Source organism: Lysinibacillus sp. NPDC093692 (assembly GCF_050280125.1).
Classification (GTDB): domain Bacteria; phylum Bacillota; class Bacilli; order Bacillales_A; family Planococcaceae; genus Lysinibacillus.
This window is the reverse complement of the sequence record NZ_JBNNUW010000011.1, coordinates 60074-84339: the sequence shown is the minus strand read 5'-3', so window position 1 is coordinate 84339 and position 24266 is coordinate 60074. Positions and strand designations below refer to the sequence as shown.

33 protein-coding genes are annotated in these 24266 nt (G+C 35.0%); 7 read left to right on the top strand and 26 right to left on the bottom strand.

Annotation, left to right across the window (positions count from 1 at the left end; translation table 11 throughout):
- The first annotated feature begins 21 nt into the window (after positions 1–21).
- Positions 22–519, top strand: a complete 498-nt coding sequence (locus ACQKN4_RS13720; RefSeq protein ID WP_079560298.1) for a hypothetical protein — start codon at positions 22–24, stop codon at positions 517–519.
- A gap of 99 nt (positions 520–618) precedes the next feature.
- Here the strand turns inward: ACQKN4_RS13720 and ACQKN4_RS13715 are convergent, their stop codons facing one another.
- The 8 genes from ACQKN4_RS13715 to ACQKN4_RS13680 form a co-directional block, all read right to left on the bottom strand.
- Positions 619–1479: a hypothetical protein gene (locus tag ACQKN4_RS13715; protein WP_079560297.1), complete on the bottom strand. Its 861-nt coding sequence runs from the start codon at positions 1477–1479 to the stop codon at positions 619–621.
- Positions 1445–1963, bottom strand: a complete 519-nt coding sequence (locus ACQKN4_RS13710; RefSeq protein ID WP_079560296.1) for an RNA polymerase sigma factor — start codon at positions 1961–1963, stop codon at positions 1445–1447. Before ACQKN4_RS13710 ends, ACQKN4_RS13715 begins: the two co-directional genes overlap by 35 nt.
- A 121-nt stretch (positions 1964–2084) precedes the next feature.
- Positions 2085–2666 (bottom strand): hypothetical protein, encoded by a 582-nt coding sequence (locus ACQKN4_RS13705; protein ID WP_427483937.1) that lies wholly within the window; start codon positions 2664–2666, stop codon positions 2085–2087.
- Between the two features lie 210 nt (positions 2667–2876).
- On the bottom strand, positions 2877–3062 hold the full coding sequence (locus ACQKN4_RS13700) for a hypothetical protein (protein WP_079560295.1): 186 nt from the start codon (positions 3060–3062) through the stop codon (positions 2877–2879).
- Between the two features lie 272 nt (positions 3063–3334).
- Complete coding sequence (locus tag ACQKN4_RS13695; RefSeq protein ID WP_427483936.1) at positions 3335–3943, bottom strand: CPBP family intramembrane glutamic endopeptidase; 609 nt, start codon at positions 3941–3943, stop codon at positions 3335–3337.
- A 247-nt stretch (positions 3944–4190) separates the two neighbouring features.
- Positions 4191–4592 (bottom strand): hypothetical protein, encoded by a 402-nt coding sequence (locus ACQKN4_RS13690; protein WP_079560292.1) that lies wholly within the window; start codon positions 4590–4592, stop codon positions 4191–4193.
- A 60-nt stretch (positions 4593–4652) separates the two neighbouring features.
- Positions 4653–5081, bottom strand: coding sequence for a GNAT family N-acetyltransferase (locus tag ACQKN4_RS13685; RefSeq protein ID WP_427483935.1), 429 nt, complete (start codon positions 5079–5081; stop codon positions 4653–4655).
- A 15-nt stretch (positions 5082–5096) separates the two neighbouring features.
- Positions 5097–5537 (bottom strand): GNAT family N-acetyltransferase, encoded by a 441-nt coding sequence (locus ACQKN4_RS13680; protein WP_427483934.1) that lies wholly within the window; start codon positions 5535–5537, stop codon positions 5097–5099.
- A gap of 113 nt (positions 5538–5650) precedes the next feature.
- Between ACQKN4_RS13680 and ACQKN4_RS13675 the strand changes: the two genes are divergently transcribed.
- Positions 5651–7036 (top strand): PLP-dependent aminotransferase family protein, encoded by a 1386-nt coding sequence (locus ACQKN4_RS13675; RefSeq protein WP_427483933.1) that lies wholly within the window; start codon positions 5651–5653, stop codon positions 7034–7036.
- Positions 7037–7061: 25 nt separating this feature from the next.
- On the opposite strand, the gene ACQKN4_RS13670 is transcribed toward ACQKN4_RS13675, so the two are convergent.
- From ACQKN4_RS13670 to ACQKN4_RS13645, 6 genes are all read right to left on the bottom strand, one after another.
- Positions 7062–7214 carry a DUF5412 family protein gene (locus ACQKN4_RS13670; protein ID WP_170938896.1) on the bottom strand — a complete coding sequence of 51 codons (153 nt, stop codon included), beginning with the start codon at positions 7212–7214 and terminating at the stop codon, positions 7062–7064.
- Positions 7215–7365: 151 nt separating this feature from the next.
- Positions 7366–7506, bottom strand: coding sequence for a DUF5412 family protein (locus ACQKN4_RS13665; protein WP_205756629.1), 141 nt, complete (start codon positions 7504–7506; stop codon positions 7366–7368).
- Positions 7507–7823: 317 nt separating this feature from the next.
- Positions 7824–9047 (bottom strand): GNAT family N-acetyltransferase, encoded by a 1224-nt coding sequence (locus ACQKN4_RS13660; RefSeq protein WP_079560288.1) that lies wholly within the window; start codon positions 9045–9047, stop codon positions 7824–7826.
- On the bottom strand, positions 9044–9772 hold the full coding sequence (locus tag ACQKN4_RS13655; protein ID WP_427483932.1) for an AAA family ATPase: 729 nt from the start codon (positions 9770–9772) through the stop codon (positions 9044–9046). The genes ACQKN4_RS13660 and ACQKN4_RS13655 overlap by 4 nt, the downstream gene beginning before the upstream one ends.
- Before the next feature lie 686 nt (positions 9773–10458).
- Positions 10459–11481, bottom strand: a complete 1023-nt coding sequence (locus ACQKN4_RS13650) for a trypsin-like serine peptidase (RefSeq protein ID WP_079560286.1) — start codon at positions 11479–11481, stop codon at positions 10459–10461.
- A gap of 249 nt (positions 11482–11730) precedes the next feature.
- Positions 11731–11868, bottom strand: a complete 138-nt coding sequence (locus ACQKN4_RS13645) for a hypothetical protein (RefSeq protein WP_427483931.1) — start codon at positions 11866–11868, stop codon at positions 11731–11733.
- Between the two features lie 186 nt (positions 11869–12054).
- On the opposite strand from ACQKN4_RS13645, the gene ACQKN4_RS13640 reads away from it, so the two are divergent.
- The 3 genes from ACQKN4_RS13640 (at position 12055) to ACQKN4_RS13630 (ending at position 14989) form a co-directional block, all read left to right on the top strand.
- Positions 12055–12270, top strand: a complete 216-nt coding sequence (locus ACQKN4_RS13640) for a hypothetical protein (protein ID WP_079560285.1) — start codon at positions 12055–12057, stop codon at positions 12268–12270.
- A gap of 380 nt (positions 12271–12650) precedes the next feature.
- Positions 12651–14042 carry a class II fumarate hydratase gene (gene fumC, locus ACQKN4_RS13635; protein WP_427483930.1) on the top strand — a complete coding sequence of 464 codons (1392 nt, stop codon included), beginning with the start codon at positions 12651–12653 and terminating at the stop codon, positions 14040–14042.
- A 353-nt stretch (positions 14043–14395) separates the two neighbouring features.
- The gene (locus ACQKN4_RS13630) at positions 14396–14989 is read left to right on the top strand and encodes a YdeI/OmpD-associated family protein (protein ID WP_427483929.1); all 594 of its coding nucleotides are present in this window, start codon (positions 14396–14398) and stop codon (positions 14987–14989) included.
- 127 nt (positions 14990–15116) lie between these two features.
- Here the strand turns inward: ACQKN4_RS13630 and ACQKN4_RS13625 are convergent, their stop codons facing one another.
- The 4 genes from ACQKN4_RS13625 to ACQKN4_RS13610 form a co-directional block, all read right to left on the bottom strand.
- Positions 15117–15734 carry an NUDIX hydrolase gene (locus ACQKN4_RS13625; protein WP_427483928.1) on the bottom strand — a complete coding sequence of 206 codons (618 nt, stop codon included), beginning with the start codon at positions 15732–15734 and terminating at the stop codon, positions 15117–15119.
- A 79-nt stretch (positions 15735–15813) separates the two neighbouring features.
- Positions 15814–16470, bottom strand: coding sequence for a GAP family protein (locus tag ACQKN4_RS13620; RefSeq protein WP_427483927.1), 657 nt, complete (start codon positions 16468–16470; stop codon positions 15814–15816).
- Between the two features lie 24 nt (positions 16471–16494).
- Positions 16495–17235 carry a MerR family transcriptional regulator gene (locus ACQKN4_RS13615; protein WP_427483926.1) on the bottom strand — a complete coding sequence of 247 codons (741 nt, stop codon included), beginning with the start codon at positions 17233–17235 and terminating at the stop codon, positions 16495–16497.
- 18 nt (positions 17236–17253) lie between these two features.
- Complete coding sequence (locus ACQKN4_RS13610; protein ID WP_170938893.1) at positions 17254–17403, bottom strand: hypothetical protein; 150 nt, start codon at positions 17401–17403, stop codon at positions 17254–17256.
- A 154-nt stretch (positions 17404–17557) separates the two neighbouring features.
- Here ACQKN4_RS13610 and ACQKN4_RS13605 point away from each other — a divergent pair, with 154 nt between their 5' ends.
- Entirely contained in the window at positions 17558–18220 is a 663-nt protein-coding gene (locus tag ACQKN4_RS13605; RefSeq protein ID WP_427483975.1) for a DUF4097 family beta strand repeat-containing protein, read from the top strand.
- Between the two features lie 188 nt (positions 18221–18408).
- On the opposite strand, the gene lepB is transcribed toward ACQKN4_RS13605, so the two are convergent.
- From lepB to ACQKN4_RS13585, 4 genes are all read right to left on the bottom strand, one after another.
- Positions 18409–19002 (bottom strand): signal peptidase I, encoded by a 594-nt coding sequence (gene lepB / locus ACQKN4_RS13600; RefSeq protein ID WP_079560267.1) that lies wholly within the window; start codon positions 19000–19002, stop codon positions 18409–18411.
- A 264-nt stretch (positions 19003–19266) separates the two neighbouring features.
- A complete protein-coding gene (locus ACQKN4_RS13595) occupies positions 19267–19500 on the bottom strand; it encodes a hypothetical protein (protein WP_079560266.1) in 234 nt (77 codons plus the stop codon).
- Between the two features lie 21 nt (positions 19501–19521).
- Positions 19522–19683 carry a hypothetical protein gene (locus tag ACQKN4_RS13590; protein WP_170938892.1) on the bottom strand — a complete coding sequence of 54 codons (162 nt, stop codon included), beginning with the start codon at positions 19681–19683 and terminating at the stop codon, positions 19522–19524.
- A 31-nt stretch (positions 19684–19714) separates the two neighbouring features.
- Complete coding sequence (locus ACQKN4_RS13585; RefSeq protein ID WP_427483925.1) at positions 19715–20371, bottom strand: TetR/AcrR family transcriptional regulator; 657 nt, start codon at positions 20369–20371, stop codon at positions 19715–19717.
- A 109-nt stretch (positions 20372–20480) separates the two neighbouring features.
- Between ACQKN4_RS13585 and ACQKN4_RS13580 the strand changes: the two genes are divergently transcribed.
- Positions 20481–20630, top strand: a complete 150-nt coding sequence (locus tag ACQKN4_RS13580; protein WP_427483924.1) for a hypothetical protein — start codon at positions 20481–20483, stop codon at positions 20628–20630.
- A 10-nt stretch (positions 20631–20640) separates the two neighbouring features.
- Here ACQKN4_RS13580 and ACQKN4_RS13575 read toward each other — a convergent pair whose 3' ends face one another.
- The 4 genes from ACQKN4_RS13575 to ACQKN4_RS13560 form a co-directional block, all read right to left on the bottom strand.
- Positions 20641–21066 (bottom strand): hypothetical protein, encoded by a 426-nt coding sequence (locus ACQKN4_RS13575; protein ID WP_427483923.1) that lies wholly within the window; start codon positions 21064–21066, stop codon positions 20641–20643.
- A 258-nt stretch (positions 21067–21324) separates the two neighbouring features.
- The gene (locus ACQKN4_RS13570; RefSeq protein WP_427483922.1) at positions 21325–22137 is read right to left on the bottom strand and encodes a DUF6597 domain-containing transcriptional factor; all 813 of its coding nucleotides are present in this window, start codon (positions 22135–22137) and stop codon (positions 21325–21327) included.
- 34 nt (positions 22138–22171) lie between these two features.
- Positions 22172–23692 (bottom strand): aldehyde dehydrogenase family protein, encoded by a 1521-nt coding sequence (locus tag ACQKN4_RS13565; protein WP_427483921.1) that lies wholly within the window; start codon positions 23690–23692, stop codon positions 22172–22174.
- Between the two features lie 14 nt (positions 23693–23706).
- Positions 23707–24252 carry a hypothetical protein gene (locus ACQKN4_RS13560; protein ID WP_427483920.1) on the bottom strand — a complete coding sequence of 182 codons (546 nt, stop codon included), beginning with the start codon at positions 24250–24252 and terminating at the stop codon, positions 23707–23709.
- Positions 24253–24266 lie beyond the last annotated feature (14 nt).

Genomic DNA, 24266 nt, shown 5'->3' with positions numbered 1-24266 from the left:
ATTGAACTATGAGGTGAACAAATGCTAGAACAACAAAAAACACCTACACCACGCTTTTGTAAATCGCTAACGCTTATTGTTGCGACTATTTTTTTAGCTGGCATTACGGCAACACTAATCCAATACAATAAGCTCCCCGCTTCTATACCGGTTTTGCAAAGCTTTAAGAGTGAACATGCGCAATTTGGCCCGAAAATCACCATTTTTTATTTACCATTCATTGCCTTAATGCTATTTTTACTTTTACAATACTTAGAGATGAAAGCAGCTTATCCTATCCTACGTAAAAATAAGCCAACCTTATCTCATATCCAGCGACAAAATGGAATCATTACCTTTTGTCTCATCAAAAATAGTATACTCTTATACTTTACATACTCACTATTCAATGATTTAACAGTTGCTTTAGGACATGAACGTATTTTACAGCAGTGGCATGCTTATGTATTTTTATTTGTACTAGGTACAATATTTATAATGGGGATTGTGCGTGGGATTTTATTGAATAAAAAGGAATAAGGTACAACTCGCCTCCATAATGCGTTGAAAAATAATTAAACCACCGAATACCTTCGCAATAGTCTTTTGTGAAAGTAAAGGTGGTTTTATTTAAATTCGTTAATAAAGGATAATAATTAAAACAAGTGTTGCACTAATAATGCTTATTTTAATTGTTTCTACTTTATATATGGCATAAGTCCGTACCTCTCGTATTATGAAATACCAAAAAATGAAACCATATAAAAGCGCAAACGTAATCATTAAAGGCTTATACAATGGACCGACCCAGGTTGCCCAAGCAAATATGCTAGAAAGCATCGCAAGCACAAGTACTAACAGCCACCATACATGTTTAGATGGTTTAGATCCTTGTAGATTATGACGTTTATAATAGTTCATAGAGATTATATTTACAGCTATCACGATAAGTGGAAGGATAAAAATCCAAGGTTTTGTTGTTACAGAGTATAATCTATGAAATACTATATCATACGTTACAGAATTCCCAGCAAAAAACTGGCCAGAATCTACATTTAGCATACCTGTATCTGAAATCTGATAGTGCTCTTCTTCGCGATCTCTAACAACGATTACATCTGCAATATGGTTACCCAACTTTCCATCAGCCTCTTCAACATACTTTGTTAAGTCTTCAAAAAAGTTATACACAATTGTATCTTCAACCTTTTCCGTAGATATATATAAACTCGAACTTCTCGCAAAAAATTTCGCTTCTTTTCCTCCGAAATGCTTATATATTGCTTGGATGGAATGGTCAGCAGTTTGAGGAGGTGAAGGATTTTGTGGTGTCATAATAAAAAATAGAGCAATCATTGCAATCGTTAATAGTAGAACACTCTCTTTCCATAGCGGTAAGTCTTTTTTCCTCTTATGATGAATACGTTCATAAATACGGGTTTTTACAGCACGATCCTCCGGTAATTTATTGAGTTCCTTCAGTCGATTGTTTAAATCCAAATTCATCACCTCCAAGTATTTTCTCTAAAGCCTTTATAGCATTTCGCTGTGTATTCGCTATTTTTACTGTAGACCATCCTAAAATTTCACTAGTTTCGGCTAAATTCAGCTCCTCTATTTTTCTATAAATAAGAACCTCTCGATATTCAGGCTTCAATAATTGAATTGCTTCATATAATAGTCGCCGCTCCTCAGATTGCATGATCCAATCATGTGGTACATATTGTGTCTCCCGTTTTTCATGTTCTTTTTGAAATGGTAGCCATTTAATAAGTGCTTTTTTTCTATAGGTGTCGTAGACAAGGTTTCGTGCAATTCTCCTTATGTAAGTGCCCATAGCAGCCTCGTTTCTAAACTGTCCTTTATAAACCCGAATAAATGTTTCCTGCGTTAAATCCTCCGCTAAACTTGGATCTGAGACCATATAGTAAATAAATTGATAAATGCGTTGAAAATATTGTTCATAAAGCTCATCAAACTCCATCTTCTCACCTCTCTTACTTTATTAGACGAATGAGTAAACAAGATTTGTATGTTTAATATGAATTTTCTATACTAAAAAATAAGCTACTTGACACCAATTAGCATCAAGTAGCCTATATTTTTTACAGATCCATTTTCATCTGTTCGTAGGTATGTATTAACACATATTTTTGTACGCCGCGCGCAAAGGCAATACTTTCTTTCTGATACTGATCAAACGCGGCTTCATTCTTCATCTTGTGCGCATAAACTGCTTCAATTGCTGGCTGCATCCACGGCTTTGTAAGTTGATCGCTTCGCATGTCTGTTGTTCGTCCTTCAAGTGCAGCGATATAACATTTTGCATAGCTAGTTAAAGGCTCTTTATTTATTTTATTTGCCGCATCCTTTGCTTCCTCTAAATTCTCTTCCAAGATCCCCTTAATAAATTTACAGTTATACTTCATTGCTGGCTGCTTATACTTTCCAATTGCTGTTTCTAATGAGTGTAACTGGTCATGCTTTGTACCATAAGCAACTGCATATAGGTAGGCAAAAAAAGGATGCTTCTTACGATCTTTTACTAACTTATCTACCAATTTCATATTATTAGTCCAGAATACAATATGTATATGTCTATAAATCATTGCAATCGCGATAAGGATAATGATGCCAAGTGAAATGGATTGGCTAACTCCAGCTAGTGATAGTAATAGTGCCAACATAAATATGACTAAATAAAATATGGCTAGTTTTGTAATTTTTATAATTCCACCTATTGTAATTTCCTTCGCATCTTTCGAGAAAAAATAAAGCCTGCTCCAAGGAAGAATATAAGCGCCATAAATTTCATGAGAGGAATAATAAACAACTTGCTGATTACGAGAACAACAAGAATATAATAAACCACCATTGCCAGTAATAATAATGTTAGTTTATTCACTGTTTTCCCTACTTTCATTCAGTGCTGCTTCAATGGCCGCTAACGCTTTAGGCCCCATCCCGTGTAATTTTTTTAACGTCGATAAATCAACCTTTTCCAATTGCTCTAATCGTGTAAATCCTGCCGCATTTAATGCACGTATAGCAGGCTTCGCTACACCCTTTGGCCATTCCGTCATCTATGCTCGTCCCTTCCTTTTTCGTCTATTCAGTATCTCTGTTCCTATAATACCTATTAAGAGTATAGCTAGTGAGGCGACATGATAATCAACGAAAAAAGTCGTAAATGCTATATTATAATAGCGGCATATTGAAGTGATAATACGCCCTCCCATTAATATTAAACCGATAATCAAGCATCCTTTTACTACTTGCTCGATGAATTGCATTTCAATCACCTCTCCGCTTTATTATGCAAGGGAAAATGATGAAATGCAAATGAGCTAGGTCTTTAGAGCATATTAAACATTGCCACGAAGGCGGCCAACAAATTGCCAATGCCATGTATGCCCCAGCTTGTGATAATGGAGCCATTGGATTTTCGTTCATTGATCCACCCCATTAAATATCCTGCAAAACCGGTTGCTAAAACAACCAACACTACAACACCAAAAGGAATAAAAGAAAACATCATCAATCCATGTAATATGCCAAACAGTAAACTTTGCAGGATATTTCCAATTTGAAAACCAAACTTATGCATGAATCTTTTCAGTAAAAAGCCTCTGAAAAACAGCTCCTCTGACAATCCTGTTTGTACAAAAGCATGGAGCAGTGCAGGAATGAATGCTGAAAAATCAAGCCCTGCAAAGCGATTTGACGCTAAGGTTGAGCTATCAAGGAAGAAATAGGTAATTGTAGTAAGTGATACGACTATTAAAACAACAATGAATAAGAACCACACAATATAATTACCTTTATTTTCAATGATAGGCTTTTGGAGGCCTAGCCATGTAAAAAATGATTGTTCCTTTTTTGCTGAGAAAAACCACCAAACAAATGGTATAGCCGACAATAAAAAGACCTGAAAAACTGCATCTATTACACTTTGCAAAACCATTATTTCCCCCTGTTCATAGTGTTTTACATGAAGAATGACAAGCGATGGTAAAAGGTTCCTCTCGGATGGAGAAATCCGCCGTTATTCTATAGCTGTCCTTCTTCATGTTAAGCATATTAAACAGCCGCGTTAAAATCAAGATAAATTCAATGATAATCATTAAATAATTATCTTTTATAACTAAATATTAAATGCTAATCAGTATTTACCCATAAAAAAAACACGACTAGAAAAACACTAGTCGTTTTCATTCTTTATTCGGATTTCTCTCAATAAAATCTGTAATTTCATCTTTTAATTCATAAACTAAATCAAAATAATGATGTTCGTTCATCGCCCCCTTCTTTCGCCACTTTTGCATTTCTTGATAGTGAAATGTCACAAAATAATTTATTATTTCACGTTGGTCAATACCTTCCCTTTTTGCCATATCGACAATCGAAAGTCCTTCTTTCCAATATTGATCATATACTTCTTTCGTAATCCCAAGAACTTTACAAATAGCAGCATAATCGTACTTTACATGGTATACAACCTGTCCCTCCTCACCATTTGCATGTTGTTGAATTACATTATTTGCATAACCAATTGATGTAAAGCTCATCATAAATATGCTTATTAGAAAAAGCTTTTTGAACGTTACTTTCATATAAACCTCCTTCATGTTTCCATTAGTGTGTGAGGTTTAAAAAATCATATTCCTTCTGAGTCACAATGCTTTTCGAAAAGAATAGCACCATTTTTCATACCCTAATCGACCCTCATAAAAGCGATGTGCATTAATCCTTTGAATACCAGACTCTAAAGCAATATAGTGCGCCCCATTTTCTTTGCCCCATTGGTGAAGATAATGCAATAATTTCTCACCATAGCCCCTTGAACGATACTGCTCATCCGTTACTAAATCATAAACAAAAATATGGCGTTCACTGTAAAAGTTGACTCTCCAACTTAATCCGGCGACTGCCACCATGTTCATATTTTCATATAAAGCAAATAACATATAGCCATCTTGCATCATTTCCTTTAATAGTAGGAGATATTTTTCTACTGTTACTTCCGTACGGAGCTGCATCATAACAGCATATGCTTCCATCCACTCTTGCTGAGTTGTTAATTGCTTGATGGTTACGGTCATTATTCAAACCTCCTTTTACCAATATTTAATATAATGAAATACGCCATTATCAATTCTCATCCCGAGCTTCTCATATAATTTTTGAGCACGCACGTTGTCTGTCGCTGTTTCTAAACTTAAATAACGCGCATCGTTTTGTACACAATACGAATAGCACTGTTCAATTAGGGCCTGTGCTACCCCTTGTTTCCTAGCATGCTCAGCCACAAATAGATCATTTAAAATAAATGCCTTTTTCATTGCAACAGATGAAAAAGTAGGATAGAGCTGAACAAAACCAACTGGCTGCGCATTTATATAAGCTAGAAAAATGACCGACTCTTCCTTATTTAAACGCTCTAATAGAAACTGGTTAGCCTGCTCTAAGTCAGATTGTTGACCGTAAAACTCCCGATAGGCATTAAATAATGGCACGACCTCTCCAACCGTTGCTAAAGTTACTGAACAAACCTCCATTCACTTATCTCCCCATTCCTTTTTTATATGTCATTCATGTATTATGATAATTAACAAACTGACATTCAAAAAGAAACAGTTCTAGACATTTCACCATGTCAAGGAGGGGCTTTATGGAGGATTTTATTTTCTTATTCACTGAAGAAGAAGCAAAGTATAAACAAATTTATCAGCAGGTCAAATGGTTAATCGAACAAGGGACATTGAAAACAAATGATTCTCTTCCTTCTATTCGAAGGCTAGCCGAAACTTTACATGTCAGTCGAAATACAACGTTAACTGCCTATGAGCAGCTAATAGCGGAAGGATACATACGTGGTGAAGGTCGAAAGGGCTATTTCGTCAATGAATTTGAACAAGTGTTTCTACAGGAGGAACGACCAAGCCTTACTCAAAATACGAAAAATAAGCGTGAAGATATCATCATTGACTTTCGCGCTGGCGCTGTCGATCAACAGCATTTCCCTTTAAAAATATGGCGTCAAATGGCTAATCAAGTGTTACCTTTAAACGAGTGCTATCAATATGGCGACCCTTTCGGCGAGCCCCTTTTAAAGGAACAGCTTGTACATTATTTACTTCAAGCTCGTGGGGTTCATGTAAACGAAGAAGACATTATTATCGGAAGTAGCACGCAACAAATGTTAATTTATCTAGGCTTTCTATTTAAGCAAGATTTCCAAAGTGTTATTTTAGAAGATCCTGGCTACAACGGCGCACGAGAAGCGTTCAAGCTACATGACTTTCATATTGAGACATTACCTGTGTTGGAAAGCGGTGCGCAGCTTGAGCATTTAGCGCATTTACATTCGCGTTTACTCTATGTCACCCCTTCTCACCATTTCCCATATGGGGTTTCCATGAGCATTCAGCAGCGACAAGCTTTAATTCAGTGGGCCAAAAACGTCGATGGCTATATACTTGAGGATGATTATGATGGTGAATTCCGTTACACGCAACAGCCGTTTCCTGCTCTCGCCTCCATCGACAAGTCACGAGTTATTTACATGGGGACATTTTCAAAATCATTTTTACCAGCTATTCGTTTAAGTTATATGGTGCTACCAAAAGCACTCGTTCAGCCATATAAAAAACGATTTGCTCATTTTGAACAAAACGCCTCGTCCTTACATCAATTAACAATGGCGAAATTCATGGAACAAGGTGAATGGACACGACATATTAAAAGAATGCGTATCACCTATAAACATAAAATAAATACACTTGTAGAGGAACTTACCAAGCAATTTGGAGAAAAAATTACGATTCTTGGAGAGCAATCTGGACTTTATATTTTGGTCAAGGTGCATACCCAATTTTCAGAAGAACAGCTCATCCAAAACGCTCAACAATACGGAGTAAAGGTCTACCCTACGAGCCCCTATTTTCTACAACAGATAAGTTCAGCGCCAATTATTCAATTAGGCTTTAGTAAGTTAAAAATGGAAGAACTTATCCTCGGTGTGCAACAACTAAAAAAAGCTTGGATTACAAAATAATAAGCCATAACTGCAATCGTTATGGCTACTCATTTTCTCGATAATCATATGTTTCATCTGGCACATTCAATGTCACTCCGTTAATACTGACCGTATCATCGTCGCTCCATTGAATGTAAGCTTCATTTTTTCGATATTGCCAATATATCTTCTTAGATTTTCTTTTCTCATGATTCAATTATGCCTTGGCATAATTGCGTCCGGAATCGGCTTTGTGCATGCATAAAGAACTCCTTTTCTGATTCCGTGACATCCGCCAGAGGCCTTAACTTCTTTCAGCGGATGTATGTCCCCCTGAAAAGTGACTTAATACTGTATTCATCTCACCATCACGATAAAGGTAGTTGACTTCTGCTGAAAGAAGTTAAGCTTAATTCTCCCAATACCGCATAAGAAGTCGTCGCCCCAGCATCTGAAACATAAGCTTTCACCGTATAGGTTCCTTGTGGTGATGTAGATTCAGCAATCAAATCTTATTTAAATCTAGACCAATCAAAAAATAACCAATAAATACCGTACCCTATAATACTAACAAAAAATAAAATCCAAATAAGTAGCACTAGAAAAGTTTGTTTGTATACTTTCTTGCGTTGCATCTTCTCGGATTCGTTCATCGATATCCCCCAATCTGTTTATATAAGAAACGATTTTAGCGAATTAGATGTTTCCTTAATAAGGCAATAAAGTTCTCCAAAGCAGTTCTTTCGCTTACCCGATCAATTCCCTCCTGAATCCTTAAAAAAAAGGATCTGCACAGTCTGTCTCTGCACAAATCCCAATAAATAAGTTAAAAATAATCAATAAACGTTGGAATGCCAATTGGTAGTATGGTCTCTAGTAATGCAATTTCAATGGCATTGCCTTGTAAACGCTCAATTTTTTCTAAATAGCTCGGTCGTTTATAACCTAGTAACATCGTGGCAAGAGTTTGGACCGTTAGCTGAACAGCATTTTCAGACTGTACCTCACTCACCATTTCGACCGAGACTTTTCCATCTTGCTTTGTGATGACAAATGTGCCATTATTCCAAGCCACAATGCGATCAGTTACAGCGAGTCGAAGCTGAAAATCATTTCCCGTGAATGGATAGCGTAACAGAAATTCTTTTACATCGACAATTCGTGCCATAAAATAAGGGGACACCTTTTGAATAATTTCACTATCTTCTAGTAAAAAGGCAACGGCTTCATTGCCAGTTGTTTTACCATAGACATTATAAATCATCGAGCTATGAGCTGAGACAAAATTCCATAAGCCTTTACGCGCCTCTTCCTGCAAATAGACAATCTCATCGATGTAGTAATTTTCCTCCATAATGCGGTAAAACATATACCCCTGTGGCAGATCATCCTCATCATAATATACGGCTGCCTGAAGGTTCACATCACTATCTATAAATTTTTCTTCCCAGAAATCTTCTTGAAACTTTTCATTCCAAGCAATGCTATTTCGTACCATGACACCGTGTGTTTTCTTGGCATAGCGTGCATAAATGTTCACAACATCTTCATGTTTCGGATCTACACGGCGGATTTTACCGTTTAAGCCTTTATGGTGAGGAAGCTGCGTATCCTTAATCTGAAATTCCACAATATCACTCATAATTTCCCAACCCTTTTTCCGATAATACGGGATCGAATATGGAAATAAATAGGATATACTTTGCCCTTCATTGCGCATCCGCTCCAGGCTCTCAATAATAAGGCTCTCCATCAAACCATGCCCAGAATATTCCGGGTACGTTCCGACCGCAGTAATGCCTCCCATTTCATAGATCCTACCATGAACATTTACCTCAAAAGGTAGGCTTAAAATTTGAGATACAAGATGCGAACCATCGAACCAACCAATGGCATGCCCCTCATTAAATTGCTTACTTTTGGCATTTACAAAGCGACGATCCTTGTGAATGGACATGGACATTTGAAAAACATAATTAAGCAAATCGATAGACTGTGCCATTTCATCTAATCTTATTTCGCGCATGACTAAGCCTTTACGTTGATTCATGATTCTCTCTCCTCATCAAATAACTCTGAAAAAATGGATTCCGGTGCATTTAAAAAGCGCTTCGTGACGATGTAATGGATGGTATCCTCATAGCGAATAGACTCAATATCCCCATTATCAAAACTATAGATTGTCGCATTTGGATAGCCAAGCAAAATAGGTGAATGAGTGGCGATAATAAATTGGGCCTCATGCTCCAAATCCTTCATAATTTTAAGGAGACTAAGCTGTCTAGTAGGTGATAACGCCGCTTCAGGCTCATCCAATAAATAAATAGCTTTCCCCTTAAAGCGATGCATAAATAGCGATAAAAAGGACTCACCATGTGATTGATGATGTAACGACTTACCACCAAAAGCGGTATATTTTCTTGGATCTTCTAACAAATCAATATGACTTGCAAATTGATAAAATGTTTCCGATCGTAGGAAAAAACCATTCGTCACTTTCGGCATCCATGACAAACGGATATATTCCCCTAGTGAAGATTCCGCCTTATGTACTTCATATAAATTTTGACGACCACCACCCGCTGTATTAAAATCACAGCGATCCGCAATTGCCTCCAGCAGTGTTGATTTCCCAGAGCCATTTTCCCCAACAAAGAAGGTCACATTCGTAGGAAACTCTAGCTCTTGTAAATCCTGCAAACTTGGTATATTAAAGGGATACTGGTCTTTATCTTCAATATCACCCTGTAATACCTTACATGATTTTAAATACATTTTGTTTCCTCCCTTACTACTATTATAACCCGCTTATGCTTTTTTCCAAATATAAGCTACGATATCAATGACTATAAAAAAGGCGATAGGTCGCGAAAAATCAATCCATTAGAACAAATCATAAAATCATCATTTTTCTTACCCTATAACCAAACCTAATCCCTAACTATAAAAACTATATAAAAAATCATAAAACAAACTGCTACAACCTACAATTTCCTATGAAATATTTCCTGAGAAATAAATAAAAAATATGTCGAAAGTTACAACGTAAAATGATAAAATTATGCCATAAAATAGCGATTAACAAAAATCGTTGTAGTAGCATAAACTGTCTATTTCATCTTAAAACATTCAAAGAACAGCCCACTTTGAACTGCTATTTCCCGCTAATATTAATGTACTTACAATAAATGTACCTATAACAATCACTAGTTAATCTCGGAAAAAGCTCCCTATTGATTCGTTTTTATTGTTTACGAATCTTTATTACAATTTCCCATCCGTCGGTGTAAAACATTGGATTTATACAAGACCATTTAATTGAATGCTTTCTATTTCAATTTCCCAAATAAATAGTACATTCTTATTGTTAGTTTAGGATGGCTATTACCATCTACTCTTATTTTTCAATTCAAAAAAATAGACAAACTGAAATTCTCAGTTTGTCTACAATATTAGTAATTTTACTCTAAAGCTTTGGAAACAAATTTAAACATATAAGAGTTCATCTTAGGTCCTCCATTCATAGGGTTCCCATTAATAACGAACGAACCTCTATGAACACCTACAATTTGATTGTCAGTATTTAATAATGCTGAACCTGATTGTCCTGGTGCTGTATCAATTGTATAAAAGGCTACAGATGCATCCTCTCTTGTAATATTTCCTCTCGTACCAAATTGAGAAATCTCACCACTTGCCTCCATTAAGTCTCCTGGATAACCATAAATACCGATATTTTGATTAAGAAGATTATTCACCTGTTTGATTCCAAAAGTACCTGCAACATCTCCCGCCTGTTTATTGTCTTTTGATACATCTAAAACTAGAATAGCGAAGTCTTCAGTGCTCGAACCAGTTGAAGCCCAATTTGCAGCTACATAATAATCATTAACATTATAAGAACCAAATAATCCAACACTATTACTTACACCAGGGTAAACCTTTGCACTAGTTATAGTTTCTTTTGTTTCTGGATTTATAACACAATGCCCATTTGTTAGTACTTTATTTTTCCCAATTAAAGAGCCTGTACAAGAACCACCTTTTCCATCAGGCCAATTTATTTCAATGTACGTAATTGCACTATATGGCATTTCTTTAGTATTCTCTACTTTTTTTCTACTATCGTCACCGATGACAATCCGTGGTGATATTTGTAATGGTCCTCTAGCAGTAGAATCATTAATAACGACTGGAGGTGGTGTGATGTCGATAAACGAGTGTCCTTCCATTATGGAATCAATCTGAACGGGTGAAATTTCTCCCGTTCCTTGAACGCTTGGTATTTCGTTAATTAATTGCGAATTACTGTCATTAAACTCTTCATACTTAATGACTTCACCTTTCGAGTTTACCATGTCATAAGGATGAGATACCTTACTTGGGTCAAATGAAAATTCACCTAAAGACTCCGCAGCAAAAACATTCATAGGAACTAACAAAAACATAAGCATAAAGAATAACTTAAAAGTAATTTTTTTCATTTTATTCCTCCTTTTGATTTAATCTATTTGTAGTTTAATAGAAATATCAGGAAAAATAAAGGTAAAATATTGAAAATATAAAATATTATTAAAATGACGATAATTCAGAATATATCAAAAGCTATTGTAAATAGCTTTAATTCGCCATTTACGATTGAAGCAGAATCAAATTTTTTCGAGTAAAAATGTTTTCGCTAATTATCTATTTTAGATTGTTTAATCTTCTCACCTTTAACGAAATAGTTTGTTTTAGTTTGTTTCCTTTTCAATAACTAAATTGCCAATTTCACTAGTAACATTCTTACTTGCTACTAGTTCACTCATGTCCTCAACAATCCATAAAAACGAGCAAAAAAAACTGTAGTATCTTAGGAGTTCTAAAAGCATTACTACCCTTTTGAAATGTTCTATATTTCAAACTCTTCTCATACATTGTGTAAAACCTTCTACCTGCAAATACCCCCTAAAAAAATCTGTCTCTCTTCATTCCATAAGTACAATGTGGTGTTTAAAAGGAAGGTACAAATAAGTTTTTTCTGCGTAAAATAAAAAAAGTTATAAGGAGAAGAGATTATGTTTGTAACTCATTTTTACGAAAACAAGATGTCCGTTTTAAGCCAGCTACTAGTAAATCTTCCTACTGTCGAAGAAAACATTAAAATTAAAGGACGTAAAGCAAAAATTGTTCAGATTACTCAAATAGACGACCACAACTATCACGTGAGTATCATTTTTGAAAAAGTAGCTAAAAAACAACCACTAAAAGAAATTGGGAAGAAAAAGAGATAGCTCTTCCCTTTTATTGTGCTGACGCTATCGTTTCATGGTAGCGTTTTAACTTTTTAAAAGCAGGAATCGAACTCTACAAAACTTCCATTGCAAATTGTTCTCAATGAGTATAATTATTTCAAAATTAAATATTTGACTTTTTAATTGATAACGATTATCATTATCGGTAGATTATTTCTTTTCTCCGACATGCTTAATTCAGAATCCCCCCTATTTTTTTGAAATAAGCATGTATCAAACGGATATTCTTACATCAGACTAAGAATATCCGTTTTTTAACTTCTTTGTGCATGCACAAAGCCGAATCGGAAACAATTATGCCAATGCATAATTAATGATTATTAATGGACAGATTTACATAAATAAAGGAGCTGTTTTACATGGATTATCGTATTGAAAAAGACACTATGGGTGAAATTAAAGTACCTGCAGATAAAATTTGGGGTGCTCAAACGCAACGCAGTAAAGAAAATTTCCAAATCGGTACAGAAAAAATGCCAATTGAGCTAATTCAAGCAATGGCCATTTTAAAGAAAAGTGCTGCGATCGCTAATAATAAACTAGGTAAGCTTTCAGATATTAAAGCAAATGCGATTGTGCAAGCAGCTGACGAAATTTTAAATGGTCAATGGGACGATCAATTCCCTCTTGTAGTTTGGCAGACTGGTAGTGGTACTCAGTCTAATATGAACGTTAACGAAGTAATTGCGCACCGAGCAAACCAAATTTTACAAAATGCTGGTGAAGCTGATCGTATTCATCCTAATGATGATGTCAACAAATCTCAAAGCTCAAATGATACTTTCCCAACAGCTTTGCATATTGCAGCAGTGCTAAAGGTAGAAGATTATTTACTACCTCGCCTACGCTTACTAAAAGCAACATTGGTTGAAAAAGCAGAGAAATTCAAAGATATTATTAAAATTGGTCGTACGCATTTACAAGACGCAACTCCGCTTACTTTAGGACAAGAAATTAGTGGCTGGGCCGCAATGCTTGCTAAATCTGAGCATATGATCGTCCAAAATATTGAATATATGAAAGAACTAGCGATTGGTGGAACAGCAGTTGGTACTGGTATTAACGCACATCCTGAATTTGGTGAGCGTGTAGCAGCTGAAATTAGTGACATCACTGACAAACATTTCACTTCAGCCGCAAACAAATTCCATGCACTAACAAGTCATGATGAAGCCGTTGTCGCACATGGCGCATTAAAGGCTCTTGCAGCTGACTTAATGAAAATTGCCAATGATGTTCGCTGGTTAGCAAGTGGTCCTCGTTCAGGTATCGGTGAAATTACGATTCCAGAAAACGAGCCGGGCTCATCGATTATGCCTGGTAAAGTAAACCCAACACAAAGTGAAGCGATGACGATGGTTGTCACACAAGTCGTTGGCAATGATGCAACAATTGCCTTTGCCGCTTCCCAAGGTAATTTCGAGCTAAACGTCTTCAAGCCAGTCATTATTTATAACTTCTTACAATCGACTCGCCTACTAGCAGATACAATGAAATCATTTAATGATCATTGTGCTGTAGGAATTGAGCCAAACAAAGAAGTGCTTGACCATAACTTACAAAACTCATTAATGCTTGTAACTGCCTTAAACCCTTACATCGGTTATGAAAATGCGGCTAAAATCGCGAAGAAAGCCCATAAAGAAGGCACAACATTAAAAGAAGCAGCGGTTGCATCAGGTTTATTAACGGACGAACAGTTCGATGAATATGTGGACCCTGCGACAATGATTTATCCGAATGTAAAGTAATAGGCAAGTCAAACGCGAAACGTTGGTACATCAACGTTTTTAGATAACAAGTTCCATTTTATAACTTGTATTTTACGGTTATTGCTCCGCTACATTAGAGCAAATAATATTCGGTGAGCGTGTTGTACAAAAAATATATGTGAATGAGCAGGATTGGGGATAATGCCTCAATCCTTTTTTTCCATCCGTATGTCCTCATGATTCTAAACGTGCAACTATTTTATCTATTTAGTGCATTATTTTAGTAGCCCCCTATTCGTAGCTCCCTATTTTTAGCTAGACATGACACTAAATATTGTTTTATGATAAATCGATTAAATAATTAATTACTAATAGTAGAGGGGCGTTCTTGGATGACAAATAACAAAATGAATCCGAAAGTTGATGAATTTTTAAATAAATCTAAAAAGTGGCAGGAAGAATATTCGGTATTGAGAAATATCGTTCTTGACTGTGAGCTGACAGAAGAATTTAAATGGATGCATCCTTGTTACACACTTGAGAACAAAAATGTCGTGTTAATCCATGGATTTAAAGATTATTGTGCGCTTCTTTTTCATAAAGGTGCCTTGTTAAAGGATACCCATGGGATATTAATTCAACAAACGGAAAATGTACAGGCCGCGCGCCAAATTCGTTTCACTAGCGCTCAAGAAATAGTTGGAATGGAAACCATTATAAAAGATTATATACTTGAAGCCATTGAAGTTGAACAAGCAGGTTTAGAAGTGCCGATGAAAGAGCATAAGGAATACATCATTCCTGAAGAACTTGACAATAAATTTAATGAAATGCCTACCTTGAAAACGGCTTTTGAAGGATTAACGCCAGGGCGACAAAGAGCATATATTTTACATTTTTCTCAACCTAAACAATCCAAAACTCGCGTATCAAGAATCGAAAAATACACGCAGCACATTCTGGAAGGTAAAGGATTAAATGATTAAATTTTTATAAACTTAAAAGCCCAATTTCTTATACATTATAATTAAGAAATTGGACTTTTATCATTATATAGAAATATTGCCGATTGTTTATCATAGTAAATTCAACGCTTCCATTAACTTTTTACTATTAATCAAATATTGTATCTTTAGAAGGATCCCTTAAAAATTCAAAAAGCATATTAATTTGAGTATTTGTATTTCTCCCTAAAGAAAGCTTCGGTAAATGATCTTCATTATAAAATTTTACTCCTTTAGTTTCCAAACCATTTCTTGCTTGCCCGCCAGTAATCTCACATTGAACAAACAATTTATAATAATGATATGCTTGAGGTGGATGCGAGTGCTTATTCATATCCAATAAAGCAAGCAATTTCGTAGGGACCACATCGTAACCCGCTTCTTCTTTAATTTCTTTGACAATGTTTTCACTAGGCGACAAACCTATATCACAGAAACCGCCTGGCAAAGACCATCTATCATCAATTTTTTCTCTGACCATTAATATTTTATTGTTCTGAAAAACTACACCTCGAACATCTATTTTAGGTGTTTGATAACCCGTTTCATTCGTAAATAAATCCTTGATTTTTTTCATTTCTAACCCGGTGTATTCACTCATAATCTCGGCACTTAAATTTCTTAATTGTTCATAACGTTCAATATCGTAAACATCTTTTGAAAAAGTTAATCCTGCTTGGGAAATTGATTGGATCTTTTTTGCCCATTCTAACCATTTATCACTCATGAAGAATACCTCCCTACCATTATAAGTTCAACAAAGTAATTAACGGTGTTAAAACCCGTTTCATTCATATAAAGAATCATTATAGATAATCTATTGTGTAAAATATTAATATTACCCCTACTATACACATCATCCAGGATAAGGCAGAACTTGAACCGCTTGATATTTTATTCCGAAGATTTACTAAGGTAGGATTTATCCACTTTCCAAACAATTTATATCCTAAAAATATAAGCAGTGCTGGTAGAACCATTATTATATTGTATGCTGCTAATATTGGAAGCCACTGATAAAAAGGCATATCGGTTGTCGTTAATAAGCCAATAGCGGCAAAATACGGTAAAGCCATGCCTGCCTCAATGATAAAAGTCGTAATACCAATAATAATAATGGAGAATATGCTTCGAGTTTTAGGCTTTGGAAAATTACTTTTTTTATTAGCAGGGATAAAAAAGCTAGCAATAAATAATACAACCCCTACTATAAAGATGACCCAGCTAACTAGTTTATTTTGAAAAATGTTAGAAAATGCTTCTATAATAAAATTTAAGCCTAACATCATGATGATCCCTAATGAAAAATAGAGTAGCCCAATTGTAAGAAGATATGCTAATAATCTTGATGTTACATTTCTATTGTCTGTTAAAACGAGAAATAACGTAACACCCATAATCGTAGGGCTTAATGTATCTAAAAGAGCTAAGCCACCCAAATAAATTAATATATCTGTTCCCATCTTTCCCCTCCACATTTCTAATAGCTATGATTTATGTTCGAGATAATATATATAAGCCTTTTCCATAAAGTTAAGGATTTCCTGATCCATTGGATATAAATTATATTTTTCGGATTCCTCAGGTGACATTCTAATGTCCCAAAGCTTATCTAAAAAAGCATCTTCGTCATTAAAGTCTTCACCTTTTTTTACATCCATTCTCTTAATAATATTTTGTATTCGTGTATTACTATAACCAAGGTGTATATGTTTTTTTAATTGCCCTACTAAAGCAATCCACTCTAAAGAGTCTGGATCGCTACTACCCATTTTCGGAAGTTTTTCTAGCGCTTCCATGTTTTTAAAATTTAATGTATCTCGATTATTTTTTAATACTTCTTTAGAATCCTGATTATTATATAAATCCATAATTTTTTTAATCCTAAATTCTTCCCCATCAATCGTTATACCGTTTATTAGTCCCCTTAAACTAATTTCTATCTTTGAAAGACGGTCCTGTTCACTAATAACATAAGATAGTTGTTTCATTAAACTATTCGACCAATCCCATTCTTCGGACTCTAACATCATTTTGATCTCACTTAATTGAAATCCTATAGTTTTTAAAAATTGTATTTGCTGAAGTTTTTTTAACTCAGAGTATGAGTATAATCGATGACCTCCTTCCGTTTTTGAGACAGGTTTCAGAAGGCCAATTTTGTCATAATATCTAAAGGTTCTAACAGATACACCACTCAGTTTTTTAAATTCGTTAATATGAAACAAGTTAATATCCCTACTTTCTTATTCATTTGTTTTATTAAAAAACATAGTTTTTAATAGGTAACCAATTCCTAAGCCGATTAATACCCCCGGAATAGCATTATCAATCAATAAACCGACTCCTGCTCCAATAATAACGCAAGCATAAATAATAATATCGTCTTTCTTCATAACAGGATTCTCCTTTAAGTTAATTTAAAGTAAGAGCTCTACTAACAGTATAAAAGATGACGTAACGTCACTTTCAAGTCACATTCTGTTGTATAAAATTTGAAAATGACCTTACGTCATCTAATAAAATCAATTTTAAGGGGGGTGGAAAGTGATGAAACAAACAACCATTCGTTTATTTTTAGTACTAATTATGCTTGCAGGATGTTCGTCAAGGGAGGAAGAAGTCGTCGTCAATAAAGAATCTGTAGAAAATATTGAGGAGATTTTGATAAATTTTGCAAGTACTGATGTTGTCTTTTCTCCAAGTGAAACAAATGAAATAGAAGCAAATTTAACGGTTAATGATGACGGACCGGGTGCAATAGTAGAGAAATCTTCAAAACAGATATCAATTAAATTGGATACTGATATTACACGATTATTTAATCTTAGTAAAAAACCGACTTTAGAAGTTAAAGTACCTATGCAATTCAAAGGTAAATTAATTCTTGATGGATCTTCTGGTAATATCATCGGAAAGGAATTAATTCAAAATGACATCGAAATACGCTCAAGTAGCGGTAATGTTAAACTTCATTTTATAGAATTGAACAATGATGTAAAGATAACAACGACAAGTGGTAAAGTATCAGTGGATTTTGATGAGGAGCAGCCTAATTTACAATTAGATATCAAGACAAACAGTGGTAGACAATCAATTGACTTAACTTTAAACGGCAATTCAAAGACAAAAAAGGAGTTGCAAGGTATTTCAGGTAGTGGTGATCATAAGATGCAAATTGTAACGAAGTCTGGAAATATAGATTTGAAATAATAAAGGATAGATAAATTTAAATGGCATAGCATATTTAAAGTTCAATTTGCTATGCTATTTCTTTTCAATGAAGGTTTTATTTAACGTTTTACATTTTGTGTGTCTGTTTTCTGCAGAGGTTGATTTAGCAAAGACAATACAAATAACCACTCATTGGAGTGGTTATGTTTGATAAGTCTTGTTCAATTCTAGTTAAAGTTAAGGTCAATATGCTTAAGCGGCCAACAGACGATACTTGTTGTACCCATTATTTTATCTTTAGGGATGAATCCTACCTCAGGATTTCTACTATCATTACTTACAGGACGATTATCACCTAATACAAAGTAATGTCCTTCAGGTACTGTAGTTTCACCTAAAAGTTGGTCTAGCGTAAAATCATAAGTGAGTGATCCAGAACCTTTTAATTCCTTCTTGAATTGGTCTAAATAAGGTTCACTGACCTTCTCTCCGTTTATGTATAATTGATCATCCTTATACTCGATTTTATCTCCTGGTAGGCCTATAATGCGTTTAATAATATTTTTTTCTTCGTTTTTGTTTAGAAGAACATGTTCAACAACAACAACGTCAAATCGATCAAGCGACTTAAATTTCGGACCGATTTTGTTAATAATAACACGGTCTTTGTCTTCCAGTGTCGGCATCATTGAAGCACCTTTTACGAGTACTGGCGTAAATAAAAACTGTTTGATAACAAACGCCACCAATATAGCGAAACCAATCGCCTTTATCCATTCGATTAACTCATTTTTTAGCTTTCCCTGTACTTTTTCTTCCAAAATTTCACCTCCTACTATTTCTCTTAATAAATACGACAAAAAAGGAAAAAAGTTTCAATTTTTCGTTCAAAGAATTATGCTTTTATTGAAATCCCTTTACAAACAAAGCTCAAGAAGCCATTTTATGCGATTAATGACTATATCCATTCCTCTAATCACTATCGCTACCAGAAATGAGTAAACGACCTGAGTCCTATAGAATTCAGGTCTCAAGCCGCTTCATACATGTTTATTATTCCTCTTGATCTGGCGCAGTTCAGCATTCTAAATTTTTCTAATTTCAATAGATGTTGCAATAGCACTTAAAATACCTATTGTTCCTAGAACTATTAACGACTTCGAAGAACTCATAATCCCCCATGTTAATCCTCCTACTCCTATAACCGTTGTTAAATACCTACTATATTTCAGTCTAGATTTTGTTACTTTTGGCGTCTTCACATTTACCCCAACCATCTTATTCACCTTATTCAAAGCAGCATCTAATTGTTTAATCATTTTAATTTACCTCCGTTAGATTTATTTTAATAAAATATTAATAGCTGGATTAACTAACAGCAAAAAGCTAGAAGCTAATACATATATGCCATATTTTCTCTTTTTTAAAATATAATACCATCCAATAATAAATACAACAAGTGCAAGTCCAATTGATAGGTAGCTGAATATTAAATTTTCCATAGTATCTCCTCCAATCTTAACCTTTGTTTTGCTAATTGATACCATGATTCTTCATTGCATTTTTGCTTGCTAAAGAAGATGAACTTGCAAAAATTTGATATAGAGAGTTCTCAAGTAGAAAGTTGAATATTTCGCATTTGTTATAAATTGAATCTTTTTTCATCGCTGCAGTATATAATAATGTACTAAAAATTCCGTATGCTTTTTCTTTTGGGATTCTCATTTTTAAATTTAAATGCTCTAAAACTTCATCAAAAAAATGCTTATCATTTTCTATTAGATCTTCAATTTCCCCTTTAGATAGCCCTTTAATAAACAATTGATAATCTGGATTATTGAAATTATATAATGTAGGATGCTTTACATACTCTTCAAAAAGCCAGTTCATAGCTTTTTTAAACCCTTCAATACCGGAGTTACTTTGTACCATAGAGTACCATTGTTTTTTCAATTGATTTTGAATCATTGATAGCACCTCAAGGAATAGCTCTTCTTTTGATTTATATAGCCTAAAAAAAGTTTCCGTTGATATGCCAACTTCTTTAGTAAGAGTAGCAATGTTAGTTAATTTGTACCCTTTCGCTTTCCAACTCTGTGCACAGATTTCACGTAACTTTTGTTTAAGTAATGGAATATCTTCTTCAGTAAAATTTTTAGCTATAAGATCGGTTCCTCTATTTTTTATCATTTAGATCAGTCCCTTTCAGTTCGTACTTTAATTGTACGCATCGTTTGTCTCTTTTTTCTTACTCAATCCTTACAAGTTTATTAATTTTGTAAAACTGAAGGTAAACCAAATGAAAAAGCAGAGAAATGAATTAGGCTTAATCATGCTGAAAAAAGCCCCACACATAAGATTGTGGCAGGCAATAAAAATATTTTTAGAAACTTGTCCTTCTAAATATTTAATGGGAGACAAGCTTGCCTCCCACTTCATCAACATTTAATATAGGGCACTTATCCAAACCCCCGCCTCGTGCCAATACTTCTACCACCGTCATTTTCCCAACGATCAATGTCCCAAACAACATCTTCCAAGCCGTCTTGTATTCCTCCGCTAGGAAGGGTACCGGTTTTTACTTTTACTATAGAAATAATACATCCTCCTTTTTTATCATTTCGCCTTGGCGTAATTGTTGCTGTCGCTTCGCTTTCGCACAGAAAACATTTGTTGCTGTCGCTTCGCTTTCGCACGGAAAACATTTGTTGCTGTCGCTCCGCTTTCGCACAGAAAACATTTGTTGCTGTCGCTTCGCTTTCGCACAGAAAACATTTGTTGCTGTCGCTTCGCTTTCGCACAGAAAACATTTGTTGCTGTCGCTCCGCTTTCGCACAGAAAACATTTGTTGCTGTCGCTCCGCTTTCGCACAGATAAATTGCCACAGGACGTGGTGTTCTTAGACTGAGTTCCTCTATTCAGTAGGTGTTTATTTGAATAAAGATAAATAGTTCTTATTTTTATATTATGTAAGGTCATTTGTTTTGTTCATCTCCAAATATGGGGTTGTATTTTCACTATTACATTCACAAACAAAAACTAAAAAAAGACCTACGCTCGGTGGAGTACCGAACTCAGGTCTTAGAAGTTACTTAACTAAATATGTTTTGGGTCAAATCACAAAGTTGTTTTTTATGGAGGGGCTAATAAGATAGTAACTTTCGTTTTAGATTTTTCCAACCTAAAAATTCTTTTATATATTCAGCAGGTGTTATGACAAGTAAGCTTTTAAATTCTTTGTAATAATGTGAAGGATCATAGTAACCATATTGGTCAATGTTTACAGGTGTCTCTTCAAAAGAAAAATGTTGAAGTAAGAGTTGGATACGTATGAATTTGCTTAATTTTTTTGGTCCAAAACCTGTTTTTTTGTAGAAAAGGTCTCGGATATATCGCTCAGAATAACCTGTTTTATGCTGAATTACATCTGGTAAGAACAGTCCATAATTCTCAATAATAGAATCAAAACAAGTAGCGAATATTTCATCACCCAAGCTTTTTTCCTTTTTCCGAGAGCCAAAATACTCATTACAAATCTGCACTCTTTGTTCGAAATCTCCTGCTTCAAAAACAGCATTTATAAATTTAGAGTCTAGTGTGCAGCCTAATTCAACATTAACAAACGGTTGTTGAATAATTTGTTTTAATGCGCAATTGTATTGAATAACTGTTTGTTTTGGATTTAGACGAACACCAAAATATTTACCTTTTGGGGTAAATGAATAAATTTCACGTGTAGTCGGGGTATTCCCTAAGACAACCTTTTGATCTTTTCCCATGTAAAACATTAAATCTTGGCAAGCATCAGGAATGACATGAATATCACTATTACTGTCTATTGGTTCAAACTCATAATAAAATAGTATATCCTGGTTTAACTCACTGTTTGGAGTCAGTTCTCTATAAGAATACGTTTTTTGGACCAATTCAGGTTGTATTGGATAATAGCTACTCAATAAGCCGCCCCCCTCACTTCACTCTTAGGTAAAATTAAAAGAATCCTTGCGCCTGTTCATTGTAACTAGCTAAAACACATTTAGTCGATTGATACGATTCTAAAGCTTTTGAATGATTTTCTCGACCGAAGCCTGACTTTTTGTAGCCTCCAAATGCTGCACCAGCAGGGTATTGATGATACGTATTTATAAAAACACGTCCCGCTTGGATCTCTCGACTTGCTTTATAGGTAATGTTTGTATTACGTGACCATACAGCTGCCCCTAACCCATACATAGTATCATTTGCAATTTCAATTGCTTCCTCGAAGGTTTTAAACGTAGTCACTGCCAATACAGGACCGAAAATTTCTTCTTGGAAAATACGCATTTTGTTATTGCCTTTAAAAATAGTTGGTTTAATAAAATACCCATCTAAATTATCAAGGCGATTTTCGGCGCCACCGATTAAACATTCTGCGCCATCTTGTTTGGCAATTTCAAAATAAGAAAGAATTTTTTTATGTTGTTCTTCTGAAGCCTGTGCACCCATCATTGTTTCAAGATCGAATGGATCACCAACTTTAATTTGCTTTACTCGTTCAATAGCTTTTTCCATGAAACGATCATAAATAGACTCATGGATCAAGGCTCTAGATGGACAAGTGCAAACTTCACCTTGATTTAAAGCAAACATAACTAATCCTTCAATCGCCTTATCTAGATATCCGTCATCAGCATCCATGACATCTTCAAAGAAGATATTAGGAGATTTTCCACCTAACTCTAGTGTAACAGGGATTAGATTCTCAGATGCATATTTCATAATTAGTTTGCCGACAGCTGTAGAACCCGTAAAGGCCACTTTCGCAATACGTGGACTTGAAGCTAACTCTTTCCCAGCCTCTACACCAAAACCATTAATGATATTTAGTACACCTTTTGGTAATAGGTCTTGAATAAGCTCAACTACGTATAAGAATGATACCGGCGTTTGTTCTGCTAATTTTAATACAACACTATTTCCAGCAGCAAGTGCTGGCGCCAATTTCCAAGCCGCCATTAGAATAGGAAAGTTCCATGGGATGATTTGGCCTACTACACCAATAGGTTCTTGGTAATGATAAGCTACCGTATCCTCATCAAAAGGTGTCATTTGCCCTTGTTGGGCGCGAATGGCACTTGCAAAATAGCGGAAATTATCAATTGCCAATGGAATATCAGCATACATAGTTTCACGAATCGCTTTCCCATTATCCCAAGTTTCTACCTTTGCAATTTTTTCAAGGTTTTCTTCCATACGATCAGCAATGGCTAGTAAAATACGTGCCCGTTCTGCTACGGGTGTTTTCCCCCAAGTTTTTTGGGCTTCATGAGCGGCATCTAATGCTAACTCTACATCTTCTTTTGATGATCGAGCTACACGTGTAAATACTTCTTTCGTGATAGGCGTACTATTATCGAAATACTCTCCATTTACAGGCGCTACCCATTCACCACCGATAAAATTGTCATATTTCTTTTTGAATTGAATACCAGATTCTTCAATATTCGGTTTAACATTTACCTTTACCATAATTATCGACCCCTTTAATGATGATTATGATGCTGCTGTTCTTCTTTTACAGGTACCTCTTTTTGAATATCAAAACTACTTACTACTAATACACAAATCATTAAACCAGCCACAATGTAAATATGCTTTGGAATGGCTTTTATAAAGATAGGAAACATCTCACGATTCCATACACCGATAGAAATGATTGCACTTACAATAAACATCATTGTAAAGAAAATAATGCTTAACGTTAAATATTGGGTAGTCATTAATGTTAGCATCGCGCCCATCATTGCTCCCATAAAACTAGATCCTACACTTTCCATGAATAGATGCATTGGTAAGCCTATTGACAGCAAATAGCCTAAAGCAATAGAAATAATAATAGATGCTATTGCACCTAGTACCATATCGGGAAGCCAGGTAGCCATATTCATCCCAACAGCAGTACTCATTGTCATAGAAATCAGCATTATACAGCACTTGGCCATGCCTTGATCAGCAAAACGCTGCTTTAGTAAACGGTTCGTGATTACCGTAAAAGTAACAATCACCAACATGCTTAGGAATGGTAGCATATAAACACTCCTTT

What these genes read in the sequence shown, in the direction of transcription:
- ACQKN4_RS13620 (WP_427483927.1), bottom strand. Translation starts at nt 16,470, where the DNA reads ATGGGAACAGATATATTAATTTATTTGGGTGGCTTAGCTCTTTTAGAT.
- ACQKN4_RS13645 (WP_427483931.1), bottom strand. Translation starts at nt 11,868, where the DNA reads ATGCTTTTAGAACTCCTAAGATACTACAGTTTTTTTTGCTCGTTTTTA.
- ACQKN4_RS13565 (WP_427483921.1), bottom strand. Translation starts at nt 23,692, where the DNA reads ATGGTAAAGGTAAATGTTAAACCGAATATTGAAGAATCTGGTATTCAA.
- ACQKN4_RS13630 (WP_427483929.1), top strand. Translation starts at nt 14,396, where the DNA reads ATGACAAATAACAAAATGAATCCGAAAGTTGATGAATTTTTAAATAAA.
- ACQKN4_RS13695 (WP_427483936.1), bottom strand. Translation starts at nt 3,943, where the DNA reads ATGGTTTTGCAAAGTGTAATAGATGCAGTTTTTCAGGTCTTTTTATTG.
- ACQKN4_RS13580 (WP_427483924.1), top strand. Translation starts at nt 20,481, where the DNA reads ATGAAAAAGCAGAGAAATGAATTAGGCTTAATCATGCTGAAAAAAGCC.
- ACQKN4_RS13625 (WP_427483928.1), bottom strand. Translation starts at nt 15,734, where the DNA reads ATGAGTGATAAATGGTTAGAATGGGCAAAAAAGATCCAATCAATTTCC.
- ACQKN4_RS13660 (WP_079560288.1), bottom strand. Translation starts at nt 9,047, where the DNA reads ATGAATCAACGTAAAGGCTTAGTCATGCGCGAAATAAGATTAGATGAA.
- ACQKN4_RS13655 (WP_427483932.1), bottom strand. Translation starts at nt 9,772, where the DNA reads ATGTATTTAAAATCATGTAAGGTATTACAGGGTGATATTGAAGATAAA.
- fumC (WP_427483930.1), top strand. Translation starts at nt 12,651, where the DNA reads ATGGATTATCGTATTGAAAAAGACACTATGGGTGAAATTAAAGTACCT.
- ACQKN4_RS13700 (WP_079560295.1), bottom strand. Translation starts at nt 3,062, where the DNA reads ATGACGGAATGGCCAAAGGGTGTAGCGAAGCCTGCTATACGTGCATTA.
- ACQKN4_RS13675 (WP_427483933.1), top strand. Translation starts at nt 5,651, where the DNA reads ATGGAGGATTTTATTTTCTTATTCACTGAAGAAGAAGCAAAGTATAAA.
- ACQKN4_RS13690 (WP_079560292.1), bottom strand. Translation starts at nt 4,592, where the DNA reads ATGAAAGTAACGTTCAAAAAGCTTTTTCTAATAAGCATATTTATGATG.
- ACQKN4_RS13610 (WP_170938893.1), bottom strand. Translation starts at nt 17,403, where the DNA reads ATGAAGAAAGACGATATTATTATTTATGCTTGCGTTATTATTGGAGCA.
- ACQKN4_RS13720 (WP_079560298.1), top strand. Translation starts at nt 22, where the DNA reads ATGCTAGAACAACAAAAAACACCTACACCACGCTTTTGTAAATCGCTA.
- ACQKN4_RS13650 (WP_079560286.1), bottom strand. Translation starts at nt 11,481, where the DNA reads ATGAAAAAAATTACTTTTAAGTTATTCTTTATGCTTATGTTTTTGTTA.
- ACQKN4_RS13595 (WP_079560266.1), bottom strand. Translation starts at nt 19,500, where the DNA reads ATGATTAAACAATTAGATGCTGCTTTGAATAAGGTGAATAAGATGGTT.
- ACQKN4_RS13710 (WP_079560296.1), bottom strand. Translation starts at nt 1,963, where the DNA reads ATGGAGTTTGATGAGCTTTATGAACAATATTTTCAACGCATTTATCAA.
- ACQKN4_RS13605 (WP_427483975.1), top strand. Translation starts at nt 17,558, where the DNA reads ATGAAACAAACAACCATTCGTTTATTTTTAGTACTAATTATGCTTGCA.
- ACQKN4_RS13705 (WP_427483937.1), bottom strand. Translation starts at nt 2,666, where the DNA reads ATGTTGGCACTATTACTATCACTAGCTGGAGTTAGCCAATCCATTTCA.
- ACQKN4_RS13685 (WP_427483935.1), bottom strand. Translation starts at nt 5,081, where the DNA reads ATGACCGTAACCATCAAGCAATTAACAACTCAGCAAGAGTGGATGGAA.
- ACQKN4_RS13585 (WP_427483925.1), bottom strand. Translation starts at nt 20,371, where the DNA reads ATGATAAAAAATAGAGGAACCGATCTTATAGCTAAAAATTTTACTGAA.
- ACQKN4_RS13590 (WP_170938892.1), bottom strand. Translation starts at nt 19,683, where the DNA reads ATGGAAAATTTAATATTCAGCTACCTATCAATTGGACTTGCACTTGTT.
- ACQKN4_RS13680 (WP_427483934.1), bottom strand. Translation starts at nt 5,537, where the DNA reads ATGGAGGTTTGTTCAGTAACTTTAGCAACGGTTGGAGAGGTCGTGCCA.
- ACQKN4_RS13560 (WP_427483920.1), bottom strand. Translation starts at nt 24,252, where the DNA reads ATGCTACCATTCCTAAGCATGTTGGTGATTGTTACTTTTACGGTAATC.
- ACQKN4_RS13640 (WP_079560285.1), top strand. Translation starts at nt 12,055, where the DNA reads ATGTTTGTAACTCATTTTTACGAAAACAAGATGTCCGTTTTAAGCCAG.